18 protein-coding genes are annotated in these 22,870 nt (G+C 71.3%); 5 read left to right on the top strand and 13 right to left on the bottom strand.

The features are described 5' to 3' along the window. Positions 1-23: 23 nt before the first annotated feature. From ACGFRG_RS11080 to ACGFRG_RS11070, 3 genes are read right to left on the bottom strand one after another with little or no spacing between them, the layout of a single operon-like run. Positions 24-1,508 (bottom strand): carboxylesterase/lipase family protein, encoded by a 1,485-nt coding sequence (locus tag ACGFRG_RS11080; RefSeq protein ID WP_393263186.1) that lies wholly within the window; start codon positions 1,506-1,508, stop codon positions 24-26. 16 nt (positions 1,509-1,524) lie between these two features. Next, entirely contained in the window at positions 1,525-2,574 is a 1,050-nt protein-coding gene (locus tag ACGFRG_RS11075) for an alpha/beta fold hydrolase (protein ID WP_393263184.1), read from the bottom strand. A gap of 37 nt (positions 2,575-2,611) precedes the next feature. Then, entirely contained in the window at positions 2,612-3,880 is a 1,269-nt protein-coding gene (locus ACGFRG_RS11070; protein WP_361430185.1) for a lipase, read from the bottom strand. A gap of 269 nt (positions 3,881-4,149) precedes the next feature. Here ACGFRG_RS11070 and ACGFRG_RS11065 point away from each other — a divergent pair, with 269 nt between their 5' ends. Continuing rightward, a complete protein-coding gene (locus tag ACGFRG_RS11065; RefSeq protein WP_361430183.1) occupies positions 4,150-4,539 on the top strand; it encodes a hypothetical protein in 390 nt (129 codons plus the stop codon). A 65-nt stretch (positions 4,540-4,604) separates the two neighbouring features. Here the strand turns inward: ACGFRG_RS11065 and ACGFRG_RS11060 are convergent, their stop codons facing one another. Beyond that, entirely contained in the window at positions 4,605-5,522 is a 918-nt protein-coding gene (locus tag ACGFRG_RS11060; protein WP_393263181.1) for an acyltransferase domain-containing protein, read from the bottom strand. 119 nt (positions 5,523-5,641) lie between these two features. On the opposite strand from ACGFRG_RS11060, the gene ACGFRG_RS11055 reads away from it, so the two are divergent. Next, entirely contained in the window at positions 5,642-5,902 is a 261-nt protein-coding gene (locus ACGFRG_RS11055) for a DUF6343 family protein (protein ID WP_393263179.1), read from the top strand. An 80-nt stretch (positions 5,903-5,982) separates the two neighbouring features. On the opposite strand, the gene ACGFRG_RS11050 is transcribed toward ACGFRG_RS11055, so the two are convergent. From ACGFRG_RS11050 to rpsA, 5 genes are all read right to left on the bottom strand, one after another. Further along, positions 5,983-6,357 (bottom strand): tetratricopeptide repeat protein, encoded by a 375-nt coding sequence (locus tag ACGFRG_RS11050; protein ID WP_188274232.1) that lies wholly within the window; start codon positions 6,355-6,357, stop codon positions 5,983-5,985. 94 nt (positions 6,358-6,451) lie between these two features. Continuing rightward, entirely contained in the window at positions 6,452-6,835 is a 384-nt protein-coding gene (locus tag ACGFRG_RS11045; RefSeq protein WP_393263177.1) for a DUF3592 domain-containing protein, read from the bottom strand. Positions 6,836-6,934: 99 nt separating this feature from the next. After that, complete coding sequence (coaE, locus tag ACGFRG_RS11040) at positions 6,935-7,537, bottom strand: dephospho-CoA kinase (RefSeq protein WP_361430178.1); 603 nt, start codon at positions 7,535-7,537, stop codon at positions 6,935-6,937. Positions 7,538-7,573: 36 nt separating this feature from the next. Next, entirely contained in the window at positions 7,574-8,455 is an 882-nt protein-coding gene (locus tag ACGFRG_RS11035) for a PAC2 family protein (protein WP_393263314.1), read from the bottom strand. Between the two features lie 333 nt (positions 8,456-8,788). After that, on the bottom strand, positions 8,789-10,297 hold the full coding sequence (gene rpsA / locus ACGFRG_RS11030; protein WP_101387822.1) for a 30S ribosomal protein S1: 1,509 nt from the start codon (positions 10,295-10,297) through the stop codon (positions 8,789-8,791). A 369-nt stretch (positions 10,298-10,666) separates the two neighbouring features. Here rpsA and ACGFRG_RS11025 point away from each other — a divergent pair, with 369 nt between their 5' ends. Both ACGFRG_RS11025 and ACGFRG_RS11020 read left to right on the top strand, forming a co-directional pair. Next, the gene (locus tag ACGFRG_RS11025; protein WP_361430176.1) at positions 10,667-11,485 is read left to right on the top strand and encodes a methyltransferase domain-containing protein; all 819 of its coding nucleotides are present in this window, start codon (positions 10,667-10,669) and stop codon (positions 11,483-11,485) included. A 137-nt stretch (positions 11,486-11,622) separates the two neighbouring features. Continuing rightward, a complete protein-coding gene (locus ACGFRG_RS11020; protein ID WP_393263175.1) occupies positions 11,623-14,280 on the top strand; it encodes an ATP-dependent RNA helicase in 2,658 nt (885 codons plus the stop codon). 91 nt (positions 14,281-14,371) lie between these two features. Here ACGFRG_RS11020 and ACGFRG_RS11015 read toward each other — a convergent pair whose 3' ends face one another. The 4 genes from ACGFRG_RS11015 to polA all read right to left on the bottom strand — a co-directional run bounded on the left by ACGFRG_RS11015 (position 14,372) and on the right by polA (position 20,435). Next, entirely contained in the window at positions 14,372-15,361 is a 990-nt protein-coding gene (locus tag ACGFRG_RS11015; RefSeq protein WP_393263173.1) for a DUF3068 domain-containing protein, read from the bottom strand. A 15-nt stretch (positions 15,362-15,376) separates the two neighbouring features. Continuing rightward, a complete protein-coding gene (locus ACGFRG_RS11010; RefSeq protein WP_361430171.1) occupies positions 15,377-15,532 on the bottom strand; it encodes an SPW_0924 family protein in 156 nt (51 codons plus the stop codon). Between the two features lie 154 nt (positions 15,533-15,686). Continuing rightward, positions 15,687-17,387, bottom strand: coding sequence for a lytic transglycosylase (locus ACGFRG_RS11005; protein ID WP_361430170.1), 1,701 nt, complete (start codon positions 17,385-17,387; stop codon positions 15,687-15,689). A gap of 336 nt (positions 17,388-17,723) precedes the next feature. After that, entirely contained in the window at positions 17,724-20,435 is a 2,712-nt protein-coding gene (gene polA / locus ACGFRG_RS11000) for a DNA polymerase I (RefSeq protein ID WP_393263171.1), read from the bottom strand. A 132-nt stretch (positions 20,436-20,567) separates the two neighbouring features. On the opposite strand from polA, the gene ACGFRG_RS10995 reads away from it, so the two are divergent. Continuing rightward, positions 20,568-22,850, top strand: coding sequence for an FdhF/YdeP family oxidoreductase (locus ACGFRG_RS10995; protein ID WP_393263169.1), 2,283 nt, complete (start codon positions 20,568-20,570; stop codon positions 22,848-22,850). The last annotated feature ends 20 nt before the right edge of the window (positions 22,851-22,870 follow it).

The following is a 22,870-nucleotide window of genomic DNA, read 5'->3' as shown; positions in this document are numbered from 1 at the left end:
TCTGACAATCGGGCACCGGCGCCTCAGCGCACCCCCTCCCACAAGGCACGTTCCGCCGCACGCGGGTCCCGCACCAGCTCGGTGGGAGCGTCGGACGAGGCGCCGAAGACCATCGTCGTGCGGGTCCGGCGGTCGTAGGCGTCCCAGCCCGGGTCCCCGGTCTGCGCGAAGGCCACCCACGCGCCGTGCATGGCGTCCGCGACGGCCTGCGGCGGGCTGTCGCCGAGCATCGGGGCGTTCGCGGGGTCGCGCAGGTTGTCGAAGACGAACGCGATCTCCGCGCTGTGGCAGGCGCCGAGCAGACCTCCGTACGACGGCGAGCGCCAGGCGAACTCGTACAGGTGCGAGCCGGGGACGGACTCGGCGGCGCGGATCGCCGGGATGCGGTAGAACCAGTCGGTCGCGACCGCGTCGAAGAGCTCGCCGGGGGCGGCACCGGGGCGGCTCTCGGCGTAGACGGACAGGGCCTTGTCGGGGTCGAGCCCGTACTCCGCCGTCGTGCTGCGCAGCTTCTCCTCGGGCAGCAGGTGCAGACGCTCGGTGGGGACCAGGAAGAGGCGGTACTCCTCACGGTTGCTGCCGACCAGCAGGTCCACCCCGCAGTCCGGGGACGGCAGCGGCAGCGTGTCCAGGACCGGCTCGAACGGCATCATGTTGAGGATCGCCTCGCCCCACACCGCCGGGTCCGGGCGGGCGCCCATCTCGGCCCGCAGTCCCGCCTGGGCCGGCAGCAGGTCCGCGAAGGGCACCCGGGCGAACGCCTCCGTGAGCGCCGTCCCCGTGGCCTCGATGCCCAGCTTCGCCGCGAGCCGTGCGGTGATCAGGTCGGCCGTGTCCGGCGGCAGGAAGTGGTGGGCTGCGCCGCTCTGCAGGATGGCCCGGTGGAACAGCCCACGCGCGCGTGGCAGCGCGAGGAGCGTGCCGATGCTCATCGCGCCCGCCGACTCGCCGAACACCGTCACCCGGTCCGGGTCGCCGCCGAAACTCTCGATGTTGTCGCGGACCCACTCCAGGGCGGCGATCTGGTCGAGCAGCCCCCGGTTGTCCGGCCTGCCCGGCAGCCGCAGGAAACCGTCCGTGCCGAGACGGTAGTTGAGGCTCACGAAGACGACGCCGTCGCGCGCGAAGGACGTCCCGTCGTACGCGGACACCGAGCCCGATCCGTTGGAGAACGCCCCGCCGTGCAGCCAGACCAGCACCGGAAGGCCGCCGCCCGGCCCCGGGTGCGGGGTACGGACGCTGAGGTTGAGGCAGTCCTCGCCCTGCCCGTTGTCGGCGTCGGGGATCAGGACGTGCATGGGCGGTGCGTACGGGGCGCGGGGCACGGACGGGCCGTGGTCGAAGGCGTCGCGCACACCGTCCCAGGGGGCGGCGGGTACCGGTTCGAGGAAGCGCCGTGGGCCGAACGGCGGTGCCGCGTACGGGATGCCGAGGAAGGACGTCACCCCGTCACTCCCGGTGCGTCCTCGGACCATCCCCTGCCGGGTCGTGCACACGCGCGTGCCCATCGATTCCATCCGCGCCTCAGACTCCTTCGGCCAGCGTCTCCAGCAGCGCCTCGCCGAACTCTTTCGGGCGTTCGACGTGCACCGCGTGCCCGGCTGTGGGCACTGTCACCTCTCGTACCCTGCCGCCCACGCGCGCGTAACGCCCGAGAACGTGCCGTGTCTGGCCAACCATGGGCTGCGCCGGGGTGCCGTCCCAGCCGGGCATCGCGCCGATCGCGCCGAGGTGGGCGAGGTCGAAGAGCGAGGTGTCGGAGACGATCATGTCGTCCTCACCGCGCACCCAGGTCACCGGCGGCTTGACCGGCAGCCCGGCGACCGCGATGTCGAGATCGTCGACGCGGAAGTGGGTGGGGGCAAGGCAGTTGAGGACTCCTCGCGTGCCGGGTGCGACGCCGGGCCACGCGCGCGAGGGGCGGCTGTCGCCCGGGTAGTGGTCGTCCCCGACGCGCGTGCTGAGCATCGACTCGACGTACTCGTCCTCGCGTTCGGGCCGCAGCGGCGGCTTGACGTAGTAGGAGGCGAGGACGGCGCGAGGCGACAGCGGGGACTCCTCGCCCCGGTCGCCCTCGGCCAGCAGCCGGACGAAGTCGGGATGGGCGGTGCCGCCGCCGGAACCGGCCCCGTCCGGCGAGTTGAGCCGCCCGTCCAACCCCTGCGTGCCGCCGAAGCCGTACGGGGACACGGGGTTGACGAGCGTCAACGAACGAACGGCAGTCGGCCGATCCCTCATGTGTTGCAGCACCACGCCACCCCCCATGGACCAGCCGACGAGGTGTGCTCGCTCCATATGAAGCACATCGAGGAGCGCCGCCAAGTCGTCGGCGTAGTCGCGCAGTCCACGGGTCGCGTCGACCGGCAGCGGGTCGGTGCCGCCGAAGCCGCGCAGATCGACGGCGATCGGCCGGTAGCGCTCGGGCAGGACGAGCATGGCGTCCTGCCAGAAGATGGACGACGAAACGTTTCCGTGCACAAAGACGACCGGTTCGCCCACGTCCTTGGAGGCGTCCTCCAGGATGTGCTGGGTGAGGCGGGCGGTGGGTATCCGGCGTGCGGTGAGCGTGGTCATACGGGCCGTCCTCGGGCTCGGGAAGCGGGTCGGGCGGTCAGGCCAGCCAGGAGGCGACCTGCGCCTGTGACGCGCTGTTCCAGCCCAGTTCGAGGTGGTTGGCACCGGCGACGGTGGCCGTGGCGCCGACCTTGGCGACGCCGGTGGTGTCGAGCGCGCTGGAGACGAAGACGACTCCGTCGCTGGGGCCGCGGTTCTCGTTGAAGATGCCGATGACGTCCGGCGAGCCGCCCGCCAGCAGGTAGGTCGTGACGGAGGCGGGGATTCCGGCCCGCTGCAGGGGACCGACCAGGGAGCCCGCGTCGATGGCCGACTGGATGCCGTCGCCCGCCGTGTAGAAGCCCTGACCTCCGTAGTACGTCGTGTACCAGTCCTGCGCCGTCTGGTCGACGCCGTACACGCCGTCCCAGCGGGCCAGCATCTGGCGCTGGCCGGGGTAGTCGTCATAGCCGCCGGAGGGCGTCATGGAGAACTCGGGATGGGCCGTGTACGTCCCGTAGCAGGTCATCCGGGAGTGCGGCGAGGGCGCGTTGATCTTGCCGCCGCACTCCGGCCAGATGGAGAAGTCATGGGCCCAGCCGTGGGCGTACGGGTAGTCGAAGCCGCCGTTGGGGCCGCCGAGCGTGATCAGCTTCCGTACGTCACCGGCGTACGCGCGGCCCCAGGCCGGTTTCAGTGACGAGACGTACGCGCGCGTGGACATCTCCCCCTTGCTCCAGCCGACCAGGTCCACCTGGGCCACGCCGAGCTTCGCCTTGATGAGCGCGACGGCGTCGCCGACGGCCTGCGCCTGCATCAGGTTGTCGCCCTGCTTGTGGGCGAAGCCGATGGCGAAGACGCGGTGGCCCCGCGCCGAGAGGTACTGCATCAGGCCGGTCGAGGGGCACGACAGGGCGCCGCAGCCGTAACCGCCCGCCTCGCCCGGGTTGGCCCACGCCCGGTCGGCGGTGTCGTTGGCTCCGTGCACCAGGAGGACGGGGGTGGTCTTCGCCCCGGTGTTCCAGCCCGGCGCCGAGTAGAGCAGGAAGCGGTCCGAGGTGGGGCGGGCCGCGTCACCGAAATAGGTGACGCGGACGCCGTCCTGGTTTCCGCGCCCGTCCGGCGGGTAGCCCTCGGCGGCCGTCGCCTGGAAGCCGGGGGTGGTGTCGCGGTAGCGCTCGACCTTCTCCCAGCCGTTGGTGACGGTCCCGGCTCCGTAGGCGGCCTCCAGGGTGAGGTACGAGGGCGCTGCGGCGCTCCCGACGGTGTGGGTCGCGGCCGTGGCGCCGCCTCCCCCGGTCACCAGTGCTCCGAGTGCTGCCGTCACGGCCAGTACAGCTCGCCACCCCGCACTGTGTCTGCTTCGCACGTCCGTACCCCCCTCGCCCAGGCTGATCCGACTGTGCGGTAGACGCTAGGCAGGCGCTGTGGTGCTGGGGGATATGTGCGCACCACACAAGCGGATGCCCGGATGTGGGGGCTCATCATGTGGGTCATGTCGCCCGGCCGGCCGCGCACCGGATGCCCGACGGGCGTCCAGCGGTAAGAGTTGCGGTACTGACCGCCGCAGCACTGCCGTACAGACGAGGACCGCCCATGTCCGTGCCTGTCCCCCAGCCCGTGTCGCCCCTGCCCGCGTCGGCGCGCTCCGCCGCCACGCGCAGGCGGCTGGGGCTCGCCGCCGGTGCGGCGCTGCTCACGCTCGCCTCGGCGGCCTGCGCGACCCTCGACCGTACGGCGGTCGGCACCTTCTCGTACTCGACTGCGGCGGAACGTATCGTCAAGATCAGCAGCCCGCCCGTCAAGGGCTGCCACCAGACGGCTCCCGCCGGCGCGACGGCCGTCCTCAACAACACACTGGCCGATGTGCGGATGTACCGGACGCCGGACTGCAGCGGCGACGAGATGAAGTACATCCCGAGCCGTCTCGCCGACAACATCGCGCCCAACACCCTGCCTTGGCGCAGTTACGCCTTCGTCCACTGACGGCGGTCAGGACGGCCCGGTGGGCTCGGGCCCGCCGGACGTCGGCGCGGGGGCACACAGCGCCGTCACAGCTCCAACCAGCCGTGTCCGCAGTACCAGTGCCCGCCCGTGAGCAGATGGCTCGCGACGGCGCGCTCGACGGGCGTCCGCTGGAGCAGGGTCTCGACCGGCAGATCCGGATCGCCGAAGACGAAGCCGACCGGGACCCGGTCGTAAGCCTCCGTATCCTGAAACGAGGTCCGGAACCGGCGCTGAAAGCACAGGATGTTGGAGTCCTCCGGCAGGTACTTCCCCAGCTGCGCGTCCAGCAGCCATGAGTCACAGACGGCGACCCGATAGGACTCGTCCGGATAGTGACGCGCGAAGAACTCCCGGGCGAGTGCCAATGAGGCGTCGCACGCCTGTGGCGTCAGCGGGCCCCGGAAGTCCGGCACATGGATGCTCAGACAGGGATCGCCCTCCCCCATGGGCAGCCCCGCCGCACTCAGCGCCTCACCCGTCCGACGCCAGAGCCGGGCACGCTGGAACTGCAACCGGCCCAACTGGTAGATCTCGCCACGGAAGTGCAACGAGAACCAGTGCGCCTTGACCAGCCCCGCGTTGCCGTACCGTCGCCGGTGCAGGGCCATGTGGCGCCCGAGGTCGGCGAGGGTGCGGCGGGTGACGTCGGCGGGCACGCCCCGTTCGCGGTGGTACGCGCGCGTGAAGGGCAACGCCGCGAGGAGGACCACGACGGGGAGCAGCCGCCCCGCGTCGCCCAACCCCTCCGGGACAGGCGGAAGTTCGCGCGCGCCGACCACCACACCGATGTCGCACACCAGCTCCCGCACGGAGCGCTCCACAAACGCCCGCAGCTCCGGGTCGCGCTCCACCCGCCGCGCCAGCGCGATCAGTTCATTGATGTCCTCGTGCGGTATGGCCAGGTCGAGCAGCGTCTCGGGCAGCTCGTCCCCCACCGGCAGCAGCGCGTCCACGTCCACCATGCGCGTCACCCTATGCGGCGCCATGGCGCGAAGAAGCGGGTTGCCGGGCGCCCGCACCGCACACGACGGATGGTTCCGGCCACTCGGTGGGTAAAATCCCTCTAGAAGAGGCGATGGCCATGCGCACTGGGAGTGAACCCACGACTGCGCGCAGTCCACTGCGGATGCGGTTCTGGCTGAGCGTATGGGGGCTGATCTGGGCCCTTGGCGGTACGGCGGGCTTCGCCCTGGAGGACCGCCCCGGCTGGATGGCCGCCTGCGCGGTCCTGGCCGCGGCGATCACGGTCGACCTGTGCATGATCATCCGCCACATCCACCAGGGCCCTCATTTCCAGCCCGGTCCGGACATCCCGCCGTACGAGCCGCCCAGGCGGCGCTAGGGCCGGTCGGGCGGATTTGTCTCAGGGCCGCCGCACCCTGGGGGCGTCACCGAGGCACCCGTAGGCGTCACACGGCACCCCTAGGCGTCGCCCGCGGTGTCGAAGCGGGCCGCCTCCAGGTACTCCGGCTTGGGGTCCAGGGCGGCCGCCAGGCGGAAGTGACGCAGAGCCTGGTCGGGCCGAGTCGTCCGCTCATAGGTGCGGGCCAGGGCGAAGTGCGCGAACGCGTTGTCCGGTTCCCGCTCCAGGACGAGCTGGAACTCCAGCTCCGCCGAGCGCAGTTGGGCCGCGGCGAAGAAGGCGCGGGCGCGCAGCAGCCGGGCCGCGGTGTTCTCGGGGTGAGCCGCGATGACCGAGTCGAGGAGCTTCACCGCGCCGCGCGGGTCCTTCGCCGCGAGCAGGTGCTCCGCCGCGCGGAAGTCGATGACGTGCGTTTCCGGGGTGCTCTCGGCCACGGTCGAGTCCTTTCCCTTGCTGCGCGTTGACAACGCATTGCCCAGTTGGGTTATTCCATATGCGCACCGCCCGCCATCGAGTCCGCCCGCGCCCTCACAGGGCCGCCGCCAGGACCAGCCCCACGGCCAGTACGGCGGCTCCCGCCGCTATGAACGAACGGTCCAGGCCCATGCGTTCCCGGCCGAGCAGGATCACATCGCGCGGGTCGGCGGGGTCGTAGGAGAGCCGGACACGGCCGCCCGGTGTCAGCGGTTCGCGGCGGGACGGCGGAACCGGGGACGGCAGTTCGAGGACGCGGCCGTCGACCGTCTCGTACTGCAGGAGCGGGCGTCCGGAGCCGGGCGGTGCGGGCTTGACCAGCGCCCAGGCGAGCCCGCCCGCCGCCGCGAGGCGCCGGGTCTCCCGCAGGCCGTAGGCACCGGCCAGTAACGCCACCAGGCCACCGAAGGCCGTGAATCCCGCCAATACGAAGAGCACATCGCGATCGTATTCCTCGTGGGAACGGACCGGGGTGCCGTTTTTGCACGACGCATACGGGGACGGTCATTCGCGGCCATCCGCCGCCCTGTGGGGGCGCTATTGCCGGGCCGCGCGCTCGACGAGCTCGCCCCACACCTTCCTGACCTGGGGTTCCAGCGCCTCAAGAGGGCCGTCGTTGTCGATGACCAGATCCGCCACCGCGAGGCGCCCCTCACGGGTCGCCTGGGCCGCCATACGGGCTTCGGCCTCGGACTTCGTCATGCCGCGCAGCCGGGTCAGCCGCTCCAGCTGGGTGGCGGGGGCGGCGTCGACGACGACCACCAGGTCGTAGAGGGGGGCCAGGCCGTTCTCCGTCAGCAGCGGGACATCGTGGATCACCACCGAGTCGGCGCCCGCGGCCGCCTCCAGCTCCGCCGAGCGGGCGCCCACCAGGGGGTGGACGATCCCGTTCAGAACCGCCAGCTTCTCGGGGTCGGCGAAGACGATCGCGCCCAGGGCCGGTCGGTCCAGCGCGCCGTCCGGCGTCAGGACTCCCGGACCGAACGCCTCGATCACGGCCGCAAGCCCCGGGGTTCCGGGCGCGACCACCTCGCGCGCGATCTTGTCGGCGTCGATCAGCACGGCTCCGTACGAGACGAACATCCGTGACACTTCGCTCTTACCGGCACCGATTCCGCCGGTCAGGCCCACCTTCAGCATGAGCGGCAGCCTAGGGGATGCCGCTCATGCCGTCGGTCACAGGTCGCCTTCGCGCTCCGCGAGGAACCGTTCGAACTCCCGGCCCAGCTCGTCCGCCGACGGCAGATCCGCCGGTTCGGCGACCAGGTTGACCCGGGTCTCGGCGCCCGCGATCGCGTCGTACTGGTGCTCAAGGCCCTGCACCAGGGTGACGAGCTCCTCGTCGCCCTCGCCGATCTGGCGCTCGATCTCGGTCTGGGTGCGCTGCGCCTCCGTGCGCAGGCTGTGGGCGACGCTCGGCAGCACCAGGCCCGTCGCCGCCGTGATCGCCTCCAGGGCGGTCAGCGCCGCGTCCGGGTAGGCCGAGCGCGCCACGTAGTGCGGCACGTGCGTCGCGACGCCCAGGACGTCGTGGCCGGCTTCCATCAGCCGGTACTCGATCAACGACTCGGCACTGCCGGGCACTTGGGCCTCGTCGAAGGGCGAGCGGTGACCCGGCATCAGGTCCGTGCGGTTGCCGTGCGGGGTAATGCCGACCGGGCGGGTGTGCGGAACACCCATGGGGATGCCGTGGAAGTTGACCGAAAGGCGTACGCCGAGACGCTCGACGATCTGCCGTACGGCGACCGCGAAGCGCTCCCAATCGACGTCCGGCTCCGGGCCCGACATCAGCAGGAACGGCGCCCCCGTGGCGTCCTGGACCAGGCGCACCTCGATCGCGGGCGTCTCGAAGTCCGTCCAGCGGTCCCGCTTGAACGTGAGCAGCGGGCGGCGGGCGCGGTAGTCGACAAGTCTGTCGTGGTCGAAGCGGGCCACCACCTGGTGGGGCAGGGTGTCGAGCAGCTTCCCGACGATCTGCTCGCCGGTCTCACCCGCGTCGATGTATCCGTCGAAGTGGTACAGCATGACCAGGCCTGCCGACTCCTGCGCGAGCGCCATGTCGACGACTGCGAGGCCCTTCGGCTCCCATTCGTACAAACTCTGCGGATCAAGCACGATTACCGCTCCTCCTCGTGTTCGTAGGGAAGAACGCCCCTTGGGACGGCGGCATTCCCGCGCCCGTCCGTTTCACATGCCGTTCTCATGACGGCGGGACGGACTCCTCGTCACGGTGGTCCGAGCGTGGCCCGAGCATGGTCCGGCGTCCGGTCGCTCCGTGGAGCCGGATGCTCCGGCCCACCTGGAGCGCCCTCGCCCCATAACGATGTAAGGCCCGCCCCCCAATGGGGAGCGGGCCTTACATTCGGCTATCTACCAGCTGGGGTCAGAGCGTCAGCTCTGGCCGCCCGCCAGCTTCTCGCGCAGGGCAGCCAGGGCCTCGTCCGACGCCAGGGCGCCGGAGTTGTCGTCCGACTCCGAGGAGTACGAACCACCCGAGATGCCGGCACCGGCGTTGCCACCGGCGGCCGGGGCGGCAGCGCCCTCGGCAGCGGCGGCCTCGTCGGCCTCGCGGGACTTGATGACCTGGGCCTGGTGCTGCTCGAAGCGCTGCTGCGCCTCGGCGTACTGGCCCTCCCACGCCTCGCGCTGGGTCTCGTAGCCCTCGAGCCAGTCGTTGGTCTCGGGGTCGAAGCCCTCGGGGTAGATGTAGTTGCCCTGGTCGTCGTAGGACGCGGCCATGCCGTACAGGGTCGGGTCGAACTCGACCGACGCCGGGTCGGCACCGAAGGACTCGTTGGCCTGCTTCAGGGACAGCGAGATCCGGCGACGCTCAAGGTCGATGTCGATGACCTTGACGAAGATCTCGTCGTTGACCTGGACGACCTGCTCCGGGATCTCCACGTGGCGCTCGGCCAGCTCGGAGATGTGGACCAGACCCTCGATGCCCTCGTCCACGCGGACGAACGCACCGAACGGAACGAGCTTCGTGACCTTACCCGGGACGACCTGACCGATCTGGTGCGTACGGGCGAACTGCTGCCACGGGTCCTCCTGCGTCGCCTTCAGCGACAGGGAGACACGCTCGCGGTCCATGTCGACGTCGAGAACCTCGACGGTGACTTCCTGGCCGACCTCGACAACCTCGGACGGGTGGTCGATGTGCTTCCAGGAGAGCTCGGAGACGTGGACGAGACCGTCGACGCCACCCAGGTCCACGAAGGCACCGAAGTTGACGATCGAGGAAACGACGCCGGAGCGGACCTGACCCTTCTGGAGGGTGGTGAGGAACGTCTGGCGAACCTCGGACTGGGTCTGCTCCAGCCAGGCGCGGCGGGACAGGACCACGTTGTTGCGGTTCTTGTCCAGCTCGATGATCTTCGCCTCGAGCTCCTTGCCCACGTAGGGCTGGAGGTCGCGGACGCGGCGCATCTCGACGAGGGAAGCCGGCAGGAAGCCACGGAGGCCGATGTCGAGGATGAGACCACCCTTGACGACCTCGATGACGGTACCGGTGACGATGCCGTCCTCTTCCTTGATCTTCTCGATGGTGCCCCAGGCACGCTCGTACTGAGCGCGCTTCTTCGAGAGGATCAGGCGGCCTTCCTTGTCCTCCTTCTGGAGAACCAGGGCCTCGATCTCGTCGCCGACCTTGACGACCTCGTTCGGGTCGACGTCGTGCTTGATCGAGAGCTCGCGGCTCGGGATGACACCTTCGGTCTTGTAACCGATGTCGAGCAGGACCTCGTCCCGGTCGACCTTCACGATGACGCCGTCGACGATGTCGCCGTCGTTGAAGTACTTGATCGTCTCGTCGATCGCGGCGAGGAAGGCTTCCTCGTTACCGATGTCGTTGACCGCAACCTGCGGGGTGGTGGCGGTGGTCTCGGTGCTGCTCGTCATGTGGGAAAGGGCTCCGGTACGGACATGAAGTCGTAGGTACTGCTACGCCGAGAGCCCGTATCGCCTCTGCAGAAGCCGGACAGCCTAGGAAGCGTCCGGCCCAGTGGACCGGCGACGCCTCGAAACCGAGGGGACATACAACAGTGGAAGCGCGCCTGCTACGTCTGAGGTGCGCAGGCTCGCAGCGCAACTTGTAGCATACGGGGGCAGCCGGACAGGGTCAATGCGCGAAGGCGCACACCCGGGGCGGATCCCCGCATTCCCGGCACAACTAAGGTTCTACGAGGCCACGTAGGCCCAATCCCGCCCCCGCAGAACACGATGGACCATCCGCGTTCACGCTCTGCGCAAACTACAACGACGGGCACGATGATCCAAGAGCACGAGGCCGAATACGAGCCCGAGGCGACCCGGCGTGACGCCGGGGACGCGGAGAGCAGCCGCGCGAGCCGCGGCTGGTGGGACCGGAACGCCGACGAGTACCAGACCGACCACGGAGCGTTCCTCGGGGACGACCGGTTCGTCTGGGGTCCGGAAGGGCTGGACGAGGCGCAGGCCGCGCTGCTGGGCCCCGTGGAGTCCCTCAAGGGACTGGACGTCCTGGAGATCGGCGCCGGAGCGGCCCAGTGCGCGCGCTGGCTGGCCGCACAGGGCGCCCGCGCGGTCGCCATGGACCTCTCGCACCGCCAGCTCCAGCACGCCCTGCGCATCGACGGCGGAGCGGTTCCGCTGGTCGAGGCGGACGCGGGGGCGCTGCCGTTCGCCGACGGCTCCTTCGACCTCGCGTGCTCCGCCTACGGGGCCGTCCCCTTCGTGGCCGACCCGGTGCGGGTCTTCCGGGAGGTACGGCGGGTGCTGCGGCCGGGCGGGCGCTGGGTCTTCAGCGTCACCCACCCCATCCGCTGGGCGTTCCCGGACGAGCCGGGCCCGGAGGGCCTGAGCGTGGCCGCGTCCTACTTCGACCGCACACCGTACGTGGAGCAGGACGAGGCGGGTCGCGCGGTGTACGTGGAGCACCACCGGACGCTGGGCGACCGGGTCCGCGACGTGGTGGCCGGGGGCTTCCGGCTCGTCGACCTGGTCGAGCCGGAGTGGCCGGCGTGGAACACGCAGGAGTGGGGCGGCTGGTCCCCGCTGCGGGGCAATCTGATCCCGGGCACGGCGATCTTCGTGTGCGAGCGGGACTGAGGGCGGGGCGCGCGGCACTTCGCCCGGGCCTGGTGGGGCCAGCCCCGTCGGGCCGCGTCGGACCATTAGTCATACAAACTCGTGGGTCTGTGGACAACCGGAAACGGGCCCGGGCCGGGACGTACGAGACTGTGGACGTGATCCGAACCGACGTGATCGAGCGTCTTCCCGTACGCCACGCCGTGCCCGAGTTGCTGAGCGCACTCGACGAGCACGGCACGGCGGTCCTGTCCGCGCCCCCGGGCACCGGCAAGACCACGCTGGTGCCCCTGGCGCTGGCCGGGCTGACCGGGATAGGGCCGCGCCGGCGGGTGCTGGTGGCCGAGCCCCGGCGGATGGCCGTGCGTGCGGCGGCGCGCCGGATGGCCTGGCTGCTCGGCCAGGAGGTCGGGGACGCGGTCGGTTTCTCGGTGCGCGGCGAGCGGCGCACCGGCCCCGGCACGCTCGTCGAGGTGGTGACCACGGGTGTCCTGCTCCAGCGGCTGCAACGCGACCCCGAACTCGCGGGCGTGGACGTGGTGTTGCTCGACGAATGCCACGAGCGCCATCTCGACGCGGACACCGCGATCGCGTTCCTCGTGGACGTACGGGCCACTCTGCGCCCTGAGCTCCGGCTGATCGCGGCGTCCGCGACCAGCGACGCGGACGCCTGGTCGCAGCTGCTGACCATGGTGGACGGCTCGGGTCCGGCCCCGGTGGTGCGGAGCACGGGCGAAAGCCACGGCGCGGGGGTCCACTACGCCCCGCCGCCCGCCGGGATCCGCCCCGCGCACGGCACCTGGGTGGACCCGCAGCTGCTGCGCCATGTGGCGGCGACGGTCCGGCTCGCTCTGGAGTCGCACGACGGGGATGTGCTCTGCTTCCTGCCCGGGACCGGCGAGATCGCCCGGACGGCCGGAATGCTGGACGGGGTGGACGCGGAGGTCCTGCAACTGCACGGCAGGGCTCCGGCGGCGGTCCAGGACGCGGTGCTGCGGGGCGGCGACGGGCGCCGTCGGGTGGTCCTGGCGACCTCGGTGGCGGAGTCCAGCCTGACCGTGCCCGGAGTGCGGATCGTGGTCGACCCGGGGCTGGCGCGCGAGCCGCGCGTCGACCACGCTCGGGGGCTCGGCTCGCTGGCGACCGTGTCGGTGTCGGACGCGGGGGCGACCCAGCGCCTGGGCCGTGCCGGCCGCGAGGCCTTCGGCACCGTGTACCGCTGCTGGGCCCCGGCCGACGACGCGCGGCGGCCGCGCTTCCCGTCCCCCGAGATCAAGATCGCGGACCTGACGTCGTTCGCGCTCCGCGCCGCGTGCTGGGGCGATCCGACCGCGCAGGGTCTGGCCCTGCTCGACGCCCCGCCCGCCGGGGCGATGGCGGCGGCCCGTTCCGTACTGACCGCGATCGGCGCGGTGGACGAGACCGGCCGCGCCACCGACCGGGGCGTGCGGATGGCCAGGCTCGGGGTGCACCCCCGGCTGGCCCGGGCGCTCCTCGACGGAGCCGCCGAGGTGGGCGCCCGGCGGGCCGCCGAGGTGGTGGCGCTGCTGAGCGAGGAACCGCCGCGGGAGTACGGGGACGATCTGGCGGCGGCGTGGCGCACGGCGCGCCGGGGCGGGGACGGATACGCGGCACGCTGGCGCCAGGAGGTACGGCGGCTGACGTCGGCGCTTTCCGGGCCGACGGGCGGTGCGGCAGCGAATGCCGGTGGGACCGGTTCGGACGTCAGCGGGCCAGGCGCAGCCGACGGTGGTCCAGCAGCAGGCGGTGGTCCGGGGGGCGGTTCGGGTCACCCGGGCTCGGGCGGCGGTCGTCCCGGCTCGCGTGCCCACGGTCCCGGGTCGGATGACGCCGTGGCCGGGCTCGTCACCGCGCTGGCGTTTCCGGAGCGGGTGGCGCGGGCCCGGGGCGAGGGGGCCTATCTGATGGTGTCCGGCACGCGTGCGGAGCTGCCGCAGGGGTCGGCACTGCGGAGCGCGGGGTGGCTGGCCGTGGCCGTCGCGGACCGGCCGGTGCGGGCCGCGTCGGCGCGGGTGCGGCTCGCCGCGGTGATCGATGAGGACATCGCGCGTCTGGCGGCCGGGCCGCTGTGGACCGAGGGCGAGGAGGTGCACTGGGAGGACGGTGATGTGGTGGCCCGGGAGGTGGAGCGGCTGGGTGCGGTGGAGCTGGCGATACGGCCGTTGAAGGAGCCCGACCCCGCTCTGGTACGGCGGGCGCTGCTGGACGGCCTTGAGGAGGAGGGTGTCGGGCTGCTGCGCTGGTCGCGGGAGGCCGAGGGCCTGCGGGAGCGGCTGGCGTTCGTGCACCAGACCCTGGGCGAGCCATGGCCGGACGTGTCGGACGCCGCGCTGCTCGCGCGGGCCGGGGAGTGGCTGGAGCCGGAGCTGTCGCGGGCCCGGCGGCGGGCGGATCTGGGGCGGCTGGACGCGGGGCAGGCGCTGGCCCGGCTGCTGCCGTGGGCGAGCGGTGAGGCGGCACGGCTCGACGAGCTGGCGCCGGAGCGCATAGAGGTGCCCAGCGGGTCACGGATCAGGCTGGAGTACGGCGGTGCGCAGCCCGTGCTCGCGGTGAAGCTCCAGGAGATGTTCGGGCTCGACGGGACGCCGGAGGTGGCCGGGGTGCCGGTGCTCATACATCTGCTCTCCCCGGCGGGCCGACCGGCCGCCGTCACAGCCGACCTGGCGAACTTCTGGCGGGAGGGGTATCGCGCGGTCCGGGCCGAGCTGCGCGGGCGCTACCCCAAGCACCCCTGGCCGGAGGACCCTTCGAAGGCCGAGCCGACCCGGCACACCAACGCCCGCCTCAGACGCTGACCGTCCCGGGCACTGACCGCTCAGGGCGCTGATCGCCCAGGTCACCGTCGCCGCTCTGGGCGCTGACCGCTCCGGCCGCCGACCGCCCGGGTCACACGCCGACCGGTGTCGGCTCCGCGTCGGCCGCCGGGGCCGGGGCGGCCGGGCGGCGGCTGCGGGCCTCCAGCCAGAGGGAGAGAGCGAGCAGTGCCGTACCGAGTCCGAGGAAGCCCCATGGGAGGTAGGAGGTGAGCAGCAGGACCAGGGTGCGGTTCTTCTTGATCAGGGCGACCGTGTGATCGACGTAGTCCTCGCGCATCTTCACATGACCGGCGAAGACAGTGATCTTGTCCTTGCCGAACAGGGCCGTGGCGTTGTGGAGTTCCTCCTGGTGGATCTCCTCGCCGTTGACCGGGCCGCCCGTCACGGGGTCGACCCAGAACATCCGCTTGGTGCTGTACCACCGGGTCAGGCCGGTCTGCTTGACCACGTCGGCGGTGACACCGAGGGGCATGGCCTTGGGGAAGGGGACCTGGGTCCAGGGGATGGTCTGCTCGAAGTAATAGACCTTGAGGCCGTGGAACGTGGTGGTGCCCTTGTAGTGGATGGGGGCGGTGGTGCGGGTCTGGGCGTCGAAGTACTCGTAGTCCCGTTTCTCGGCCAGGAACGGCCATTTGAACTCGATGCCGTCGCGCCTGACCGGGTCGCCGTCGACCATCTCGCCGGTGGCGTGGACCGGGGCCTGACTGTGGGCGTCGAAGATGTAGCGCTCGGGGATCTTGGAGACGAACTGGCCCTTGTCGTCCACGACATAGGACAGGGCGTCCCAGACGACGACGTCCTTGCCGGCCGTCTTCTCGATCTTCCGGGACTCGGCGACGTTGCCCTTGAGGGTCTGCACGATGGTCACCTTGGGCACGGTGACGGAGGTGAGGTGCTGGTAGTCGATGAGGGTGGCGTTCTTCGCCTCAAGGACTGTCTCCTGGTACTGGCTGGGTGGGACCTTGGCGAGCCGGGGGAAGGCGTACCAGCGCAGCAGCGGGGAGAGCGCCGCGAAGAAGACGGCGAGGGCGAGCAGGATCAGGCTGGCTTTGCGTCGCATGCGGCCGGCTCTCCTCTACTTCCCGGGCGTGATCGCCCCGGGTGCGCTGGGGACGGTGGTGAGCAGCGGGTTGGGCGAGGTGGTGCCCACGGGTCCGCCGATCGCCGAGACGGTCAGGACGATGGCGAGGGCGGCGGCGAGCCCGATGGCCGCGGCGATGAGGGCGCGCATGCTCGGCCTCCCGGAGAACTGATGGGTCGTCAGGGTTGGGGCACCGTAGCAACGTGGGGGTGAGATGAGAACACGCAGGACCGCCCCCGCTGCCGGGCGGGGCAGCGAGGGCGGTCCTGGGAAAGACGCGGCGGGTTCCGCGTGGTGAGGGCGGTCAGGCCACCGTGAGCTTGACGTCGAGGACGGCGCCGCCCGGGGTGGTGAGACGGAGCACGAAGGTGCCGGTCTGACCGTCCGCGTAGACCTTGGGGAGCCGCAGCACGCCGTTGGCGTCGGTCTTCAGGTCCTTGAGGGTCCGGATCGGGTTGCCCTTGTCGTCCTTGAAGTAGGGGCCCTTGTCGTTGACCTTGGGGTCGACGGGCGTGGCACCGGGGGCGGTGGCCTGCGGGGTCACGATCATCGCGGCGCCTACCGCGATGCCGGGGACGACGGCTCCCTTGTACGTGGCCTTGACCTCCACGTAGTTGGCGAACTCGGTGCCGGGGGCGGCTTTCAGGTCCTTGGTGTCGGTGCGCGCCAGGGCGTCGGCCTGGCGGGCGTTGACGGTCGCGGTCCACTTGAGCTCGGGCAGCGAGGTGCCGACCACGGTGGCCCGGACCGTGAAGGTGCCGGTCTGCTCGCCCGCCTGCAGGGCGGGGGCGGTGGCCCGGCCGTCGCCGCCGGTGGTGACGGTGACCTGCGAGGCGCCGCCCGCGAACTTGGCGTCCGTGGCGCCGATGACCTGGAAGCGGACGGTCGTCTTGGCCATCGGCAGGCCGAGCTGGTCCTTGACGCGGACCTTGGGCTGCCCGGCGAACTGCGAGCCGGCGGTGGCGGCCAGCGGCGCGGTGCCCGCGTCCTCGAACGTGCTCGCCTGCTTCGAGGGCAGCGGCTTGGGCGTACCGGAGTCGCCCGGAGTGGGCTTCGAGGGCTCCGGGTGCGTCGGCGTGGGGCCCGGCTTCGACGGGGTGGGCTTCGACGGCGTGGGCTTCGGGGTCGGGGTCGGCGACGGGGTCGAGCCCGTGCCGGAGGGCCAGCGGCTCGGGGTGTCGCTGCGGGTGCCCGGCAGGGAGCCCGTGCCGTTCGGGATCTCGTGCGTGCCGCGCTTGTAGTAGTCGAACCACGACAGGACGGTGCTCAGGTACTCCTGCGAGTGGTTGTAGCTGAGCACCGCCTTGTCCAGATCGCTCTGGAGCGCGAGGTCGCGGGTGCTGCCGCAGAGGTAGTAACCGGCCGCGAGGGAGGCGTCGTAGATGTTGTTGGGGTCCTTGACGCCGTCGCCGTTGCCGTCGCGGCCGGCGCTCGCCCAGGTGGAGGGGATGAACTGCATGGGGCCGACCGCGCGGTCGTGGACCTTGTCGCCGTCGTAGAGGCCGCCGTCGGTGTCGGGGATGTTCTCGAAGCCCACGCCGTTGAGGACGGGGCCGAGGATCGGGGTGAGGGTGGTGCCGTTGGCGTCGACGCGGCCGCCGTTCGCCTGGCCCGACTCGACCTTGCCGATGGCCGCGAGTATCTGCCAGGGCAGGTGGCAGGACGCCTTGTCGCGGGCGAGGGCCGCCTCGGCCTTCTTGTAGGCGTCGAGGACGGTCGCGGGTATGCCCTGCGAGTCGGGGCCGGTGATGGGCGAGCCGGTGGTCGGGGCACCCGGCGGGTTCGGGGAGACGAGGGGCGGAAGGGCCGTGTAGTACGGCGAGTTACCGCTGGCCGGGGTGTTGGGCGAGGGCGTCGGGGTGCCGGACGCCGCCTGGCCGCCGTTCGCCCCGTCGTTGGTCAGAACACCCGGTCCCTGGGAGGCGGAGAGCGCCGCCACCGCCGCCGCGGCCACCGCGGTCGTGGTCGCTCCCTTGCGCAGCCGTCGGCCAATCTGCGGTGCCATACTTCGAGCCCCTCCCCGTGGTCAGCGTTCGCGCTCCCCAGCGCTAGGACTCAGGAGACCCTACGGCACCCACGGGGTGTCGCGACACCGCCCCTTGAGCCTTATTCACCTTTTCACCGCTTAGTCACCCCGGGGTTGCCCAGGTATGGCGCGATCGGTGCCCTGCGGTACCCGTCGAGGTGCCCGACCTGACAGGCCACATGCCGCGCCCACATGACACCCCGACATGACACAGCCACGTGACGCGGTGACATGACACGCATCTGCCCGCCGGGTGCGGCACCCGGCGGGCAGTCGGTTCGGGCCCGGTGTCCCGGGGCCGAATGTTCAGCGTGTTCAGTGCGCGGCGGACTCCCAGTCGCCGCCCGCGCCCACCGACACATCCAGCGGGGCACGGAGTTCGACCGCCGAGGCCATCTCCCGGCGGACCAGGGCCTCGACCTTCTTGCGCTCCCCCGGCGCGATCTCCAGGACGATTTCGTCGTGGACCTGGAGCAGCATCCGGGAGTTCAGGCCCGCCTCGGTCAGGGCGCTGTCCACCTTGAGCATGGCGACCTTGACGATGTCCGCCGCCGTGCCCTGGATCGGGGCGTTGAGAGCCATCCGCTCGGCCATCTCGCGGCGCTGGCGGTTGTCGCTGTTGAGGTCCGGCAGATAGCGGCGGCGGCCCAGCATCGTCTCCGTGTAGCCCGTGGCCCTGGCTTCCTCGACCACGCGCTGGAGATAGTCCCGTACGCCGCCGAAGCGCTCGAAGAACGTGTCCATCAGGCCGCGCGCCTCGGCCGCCTCGATGTTCAGCTGCTGGGAGAGGCCGAACGCCGAGAGCCCGTAGGCCAGTCCGTACGACATCGCCTTGATCTTGCGGCGCATCTCCGGGTCGACGTGGGTCTTGTCGACGCCGAAGACCTGGGACGCGACCGTCGTGTGCAGGTCCTCGCCGGAGGCGAAGGCCTCGATCAGGCCCTCGTCCTCGGAGAGGTGGGCCATCACCCGGAGCTCGATCTGGCTGTAGTCGGCGGTCAGCAGCGACTCGAAGCCCTCACCGACCACGAAGCCGCGGCGGATGGCGCGGCCCTCGTCCGTACGGACCGGGATGTTCTGGAGGTTGGGGTCGGTCGACGACAGGCGGCCGGTCGCCGCGACGGTCTGGTTGAAGGTGGTGTGGATGCGTCCGTCCGCCGCGACCGTCTTGATCAGGCCCTCGACGGTGACCCGCAGCTTCGCCTGCTCGCGGTGGCGCAGCATGATGACCGGCAGCTCGTGCTCGGTCTGGGCGGCCAGCCACGCCAGCGCGTCCGCGTCCGTCGTGTAGCCGGTCTTCGTCTTCTTCGTCTTGGGCAGCGCCAGCTCGCCGAAGAGGACTTCCTGAAGCTGCTTGGGCGAGCCCAGGTTGAACTCATGGCCAACCGAGGCGTGCGCCTCCTTCACGGCCTGCTGCACCGCGCCCGCGAACTGCTGCTCCATCGCCTCCAGGTGGGCGCGGTCGGCCGCGATGCCGTACCGCTCCATCTTGGCGAGCAGGATCGAGGTGGGGAGCTCCACTTCGTGGAGCAGGTCGCTCGCGCCGACTTCGCCGAGCCGCTGCGTGAACGCGTCGCCGAGGTCGAGGACCGCGCGCGCCTGCGTCATCAGGGCCTCGGCCTCGGCCTGGTCGTCCGCGCCGAAGGCGAGCTGTCCGTCGGCGGCGCCCGCCGGGGCGAGCTCGCGGCCCAGGTACTCGACGGACAGTGCGTCCAGGGCGAAGGAGCGGCGGCCGGGCTTGACCAGGTACGCGGCGAGTGCCGTGTCCATGGTGACGCCGGCGACGCTCCAGCCGTGCTCCGGGAAGACCCGCATCGCGGCCTTCGCGTTGTGCAGCACCTTGGGCTTCGCGGCGTCCGCGATCCAGGCGGCGAAGGCGCGCTCGTCGGCCTCGTCGAGCGCGGCCGGGTCGAACCAGGCCGCCGGACCGTCGGCGGCGGCGAGGGCGATCTCGGTGACGCTGCCGGTGCCCAGCGCCCAGGTGTCGACCGACGCCAGGCCCAGCGGGGACGCGCCGTGCCGCTCCAGCCACGGGGCGAGCTCGCCCGCGCCAAGGACCGAGCCGTCGAGCTCCACGCCCGCGGCGGGGGCCGGGGCCTCCTCCGCGCCCGCGCCCGGGTCGACGGCGAGCAGCCGCTCGCGCAGGGACGCGTTGCGGATCTCCAGCACGTCGAAGAAGCCGGTCATCGCCGCCCGGTCGTAGGGCCGGCGGTCCAGGTCGGCCGGGCCCTTGGGCAGCTCCACGTCGCGCACCATCTCGGTGAGGCGGCGGTTGAGGCTGACGGACTCCAGGTGGTCCCGGAAGTTCTGCCCGGCCTTGCCCTTGACCTCGGCGGCGCGCTCGACGAGCTCCGCGAAGGAGCCGAACTGGTTGATCCACTTCGCGGCGGTCTTCTCGCCGACGCCGGGGATGCCCGGCAGGTTGTCGGACGGGTCGCCGCGCAGCGCCGCGAAGTCCGGGTACTGCTGCGGGGTCAGGCCGTACTTCTCCTCGACCTTCTCCGGGGTGAAGCGGGTCAGCTCGGAGACGCCCTTGGTCGGGTACAGCACGGTCACGTGCTCGGAGACCAGTTGGAAGGAGTCGCGGTCACCGGTGACGATCAGCACCTCGAACCCGGCCGCCTCGGCCTGCGTGGCCAGGGTCGCGATGATGTCGTCGGCCTCGAAGCCGTCGACCGCGAACCGGTCGACGTGCATCGTGTCGAGCATCTCGCCGATCAGCTCGACCTGGCCCCTGAACTCGTCCGGGGTCTTGGAACGGTTGGCCTTGTACTCCGGGAACTCCTCGGAGCGCCACGTCTTGCGGGACACGTCGAACGCCACCGCGAAGTGCGTGGGCGCCTCGTCACGCAGCGTGTTCGCCAGCATCGACGCGAAGCCGTACACGGCGTTGGTCGGCTGACCCGACGCGGTGGTGAAGTTCTCCGCGGGCAGCGCGAAGAACGCCCGGTACGCCAGGGAGTGCCCGTCCATGAGGAGCAGGCGCGGTCGGTTGTCTGGGGTCTTCTTCGATGCTGTCTCAGCCACGTCCCCGATCCTGCCACGCCCCACTGACAATCCCCGCCAGTGTGCCGCCGGGACCGCGCCGGGACGGTTGTCAGTGGTCCGTGACAGGATCGGAAACGTACGGATCGCACACGTCGCTCGAAGGGGAGCGCCATGGCCACCAAGCCGCCCGCAGGGGACCCGGTTCAGGACGCGCCGCAGGTCGCGCCGCCCAAGCACGCCGCGGCCGGGCTGCCCGCCATCGGGTACACGGCGCTGGTCGCCCAGCAGCAGATGGGTGTGGCCCGGGCGACGCGGACGCTGCTCAAGGTCAACCAGAAGGACGGCTTCGACTGTCCGGGCTGCGCCTGGCCGGAGGGCGACAAACGCCACATCGCGGAATTCTGCGAGAACGGGGCGAAGGCGGTGGCCGAGGAGGCGACCCTGCGCCGCGTCACCCCCGACTTCTTCGCCGCGCACCCCCTCGACGACCTCGCCGGGCGCAGTGGGTACTGGCTGGGACAGCAGGGCCGGATCACCCAGCCGATGTATCTGCCCCAGGGCGCCGACCGGTACGAGGCGGTGACCTGGGAGCGGGCGTTCGAGATCATCGCGGCCGAGCTCAACGCGCTGGACTCGCCGGACGAGGCGCTCTTCTACACCTCGGGCCGCACCAGCAACGAGGCCGCGTTCCTGCTCCAGCTCTTCGCGCGCGAGTTCGGCACCAACAATCTGCCGGACTGCTCCAACATGTGCCATGAGTCGTCGGGTTCGGCGCTCACCGAGACCATCGGCATCGGCAAGGGCAGCGTCTCCCTGGAGGACATGCACCAGGCCGACCTGATCATCGTCGCGGGGCAGAACCCAGGCACCAACCACCCCCGGATGCTCTCGGCCCTGGAGCAGGCCAAGGCGGCGGGCGCGAAGATCATCTCGGTGAACCCGCTGCCCGAGGCGGGCATGGAGCGCTTCAAGAACCCGCAGACCGCCAAGGGCCTCGCGCTCGGCGGGCAGAAGCTGGGCGACCTCTTCCTGCAGATCCGCATCGGCGGCGACCAGGCACTGTTCCGCCTGCTCAACAAGCTGATCGTGGAGACGGAAGGCGCCGTGGACGAGCTGTTCGTCCGCGAACACACCCATGGATACGAGGAGTTCGCGGCCGCCGCCCGGGCCGCCGACTGGGACGAGACGCTGGCCGCGACCGGCCTCACGCGCGCGGAGATCGAGCAGGCGCTGTCCATGGCGCTCGCCTCCAAGCGGACCATCGTGTGCTGGGCGATGGGTCTGACCCAGCACAAGCACGCGGTCGCGACGATCCGGGAAGTCGTCAACTTCCTTCTGCTGCGCGGCAACATCGGCCGCACCGGCGCGGGCGTGTGCCCGGTGCGCGGCCACTCCAACGTCCAGGGCGACCGCACCATGGGCATCTTCGAGCGGCCCGCGCCCGCGTTCCTCGACGCCCTGGAGAAGGAGTTCGGCTTCGCGCCGCCCCGCCACCACGGATACGACGTGGTGCGCTCCATCGAGGCGCTGCGCGACGGCAAGGCGAAGGTCTTCTTCGCGATGGGCGGCAACTTCGTGGGCGCCACGCCCGACACCGAGGTCACCGAGGCCGCGATGCGCCGGGCCTCGCTCACCGTCCACGTCTCCACCAAGCTCAACCGGTCGCACGCGGTGACCGGCCGGCGCGCGCTGATCCTGCCGACGCTCGGCCGCACCGACAAGGACGTGCAGAAGAGCGGCAAGCAGTTCGTGACCGTCGAGGACTCGATGGGGCTCGTGCACTCCTCGCGCGGCAACCTGAAGCCCGCGAGCCCGCATCTGCTCTCCGAGCCCGCCATCGTCGCCCGCCTCGCGCGCGCCACGCTCGGCACGCGGTCCACGGTGGACTGGGAGGAGTTCGAGAAGGACTACGCGACGATCCGCGACCGCATCGCGCGCGTCGTCCCCGGGTTCGAGGACTTCAACGCGCGCGTGGCCGAGCCCGGCGGTTTCCGGCTGCCGCACGCGCCGCGCGACGAGCGCCGCTTCCCCACCAAGACCGGCAAGGCCAACTTCACGGCCGCGCCCGTGGAGTACCCGACGGTGCCCGAGGGCCGGCTGCTGCTGCAGACCCTGCGCTCGCACGACCAGTACAACACCACGATCTACGGCCTCGACGACCGCTACCGGGGCATCAAGGGCGGCCGCCGGGTCGTGCTCGTCAACGCCGAGGACGCGCGCGAGCTGGGCTTCGCGGACGGGGCGTACGTGGACCTGGTCAGCGAGTGGAAGGACGGCGTGGAGCGGCGGGCGCCCGGCTTCCGGGTCGTCCACTACCCGACCACGCGGGGCTGCGCGGCGGCGTACTACCCGGAGACGAACGTGCTGGTGCCGCTGGAGTCGACGGCGGACACCAGCAACACCCCTGCCAGCAAGTCCGTGATCGTACGTCTGGAACAATCGGCGACCGTCTAAGCGTTCGCTCAGACACGCCA

Origin of the sequence: Streptomyces sp. NPDC048696 (assembly GCF_043198895.1) — a bacterium.
In the GTDB taxonomy this organism is placed as follows: Bacteria; Actinomycetota; Actinomycetes; order Streptomycetales; family Streptomycetaceae; genus Streptomyces.
Note: the sequence above shows the minus strand (reverse complement) of the source record. Positions and strands in the feature narration are given on the sequence as shown.

Bases quoted from the DNA above. Each gene is read 5' to 3' on its own strand.
- ACGFRG_RS11080 (WP_393263186.1), bottom strand. From the start codon at position 1,508: ATGGGCACGCGCGTGTGCACGACCCGGCAGGGGATGGTCCGAGGACGC.
- ACGFRG_RS11075 (WP_393263184.1), bottom strand. From the start codon at position 2,574: ATGACCACGCTCACCGCACGCCGGATACCCACCGCCCGCCTCACCCAG.
- ACGFRG_RS11065 (WP_361430183.1), top strand. From the start codon at position 4,150: ATGTCCGTGCCTGTCCCCCAGCCCGTGTCGCCCCTGCCCGCGTCGGCG.
- ACGFRG_RS11060 (WP_393263181.1), bottom strand. From the start codon at position 5,522: ATGGTGGACGTGGACGCGCTGCTGCCGGTGGGGGACGAGCTGCCCGAG.
- ACGFRG_RS11055 (WP_393263179.1), top strand. From the start codon at position 5,642: ATGCGCACTGGGAGTGAACCCACGACTGCGCGCAGTCCACTGCGGATG.
- coaE (WP_361430178.1), bottom strand. From the start codon at position 7,537: ATGCTGAAGGTGGGCCTGACCGGCGGAATCGGTGCCGGTAAGAGCGAA.
- ACGFRG_RS11035 (WP_393263314.1), bottom strand. From the start codon at position 8,455: ATGGCGCTCGCGCAGGAGTCGGCAGGCCTGGTCATGCTGTACCACTTC.
- rpsA (WP_101387822.1), bottom strand. From the start codon at position 10,297: ATGACGAGCAGCACCGAGACCACCGCCACCACCCCGCAGGTTGCGGTC.
- ACGFRG_RS11025 (WP_361430176.1), top strand. From the start codon at position 10,667: ATGATCCAAGAGCACGAGGCCGAATACGAGCCCGAGGCGACCCGGCGT.
- ACGFRG_RS11015 (WP_393263173.1), bottom strand. From the start codon at position 15,361: ATGCGACGCAAAGCCAGCCTGATCCTGCTCGCCCTCGCCGTCTTCTTC.
- ACGFRG_RS11010 (WP_361430171.1), bottom strand. From the start codon at position 15,532: ATGCGCGCCCTCATCGCCGCGGCCATCGGGCTCGCCGCCGCCCTCGCC.
- ACGFRG_RS11005 (WP_361430170.1), bottom strand. From the start codon at position 17,387: ATGGCACCGCAGATTGGCCGACGGCTGCGCAAGGGAGCGACCACGACC.
- ACGFRG_RS10995 (WP_393263169.1), top strand. From the start codon at position 20,568: ATGGCCACCAAGCCGCCCGCAGGGGACCCGGTTCAGGACGCGCCGCAG.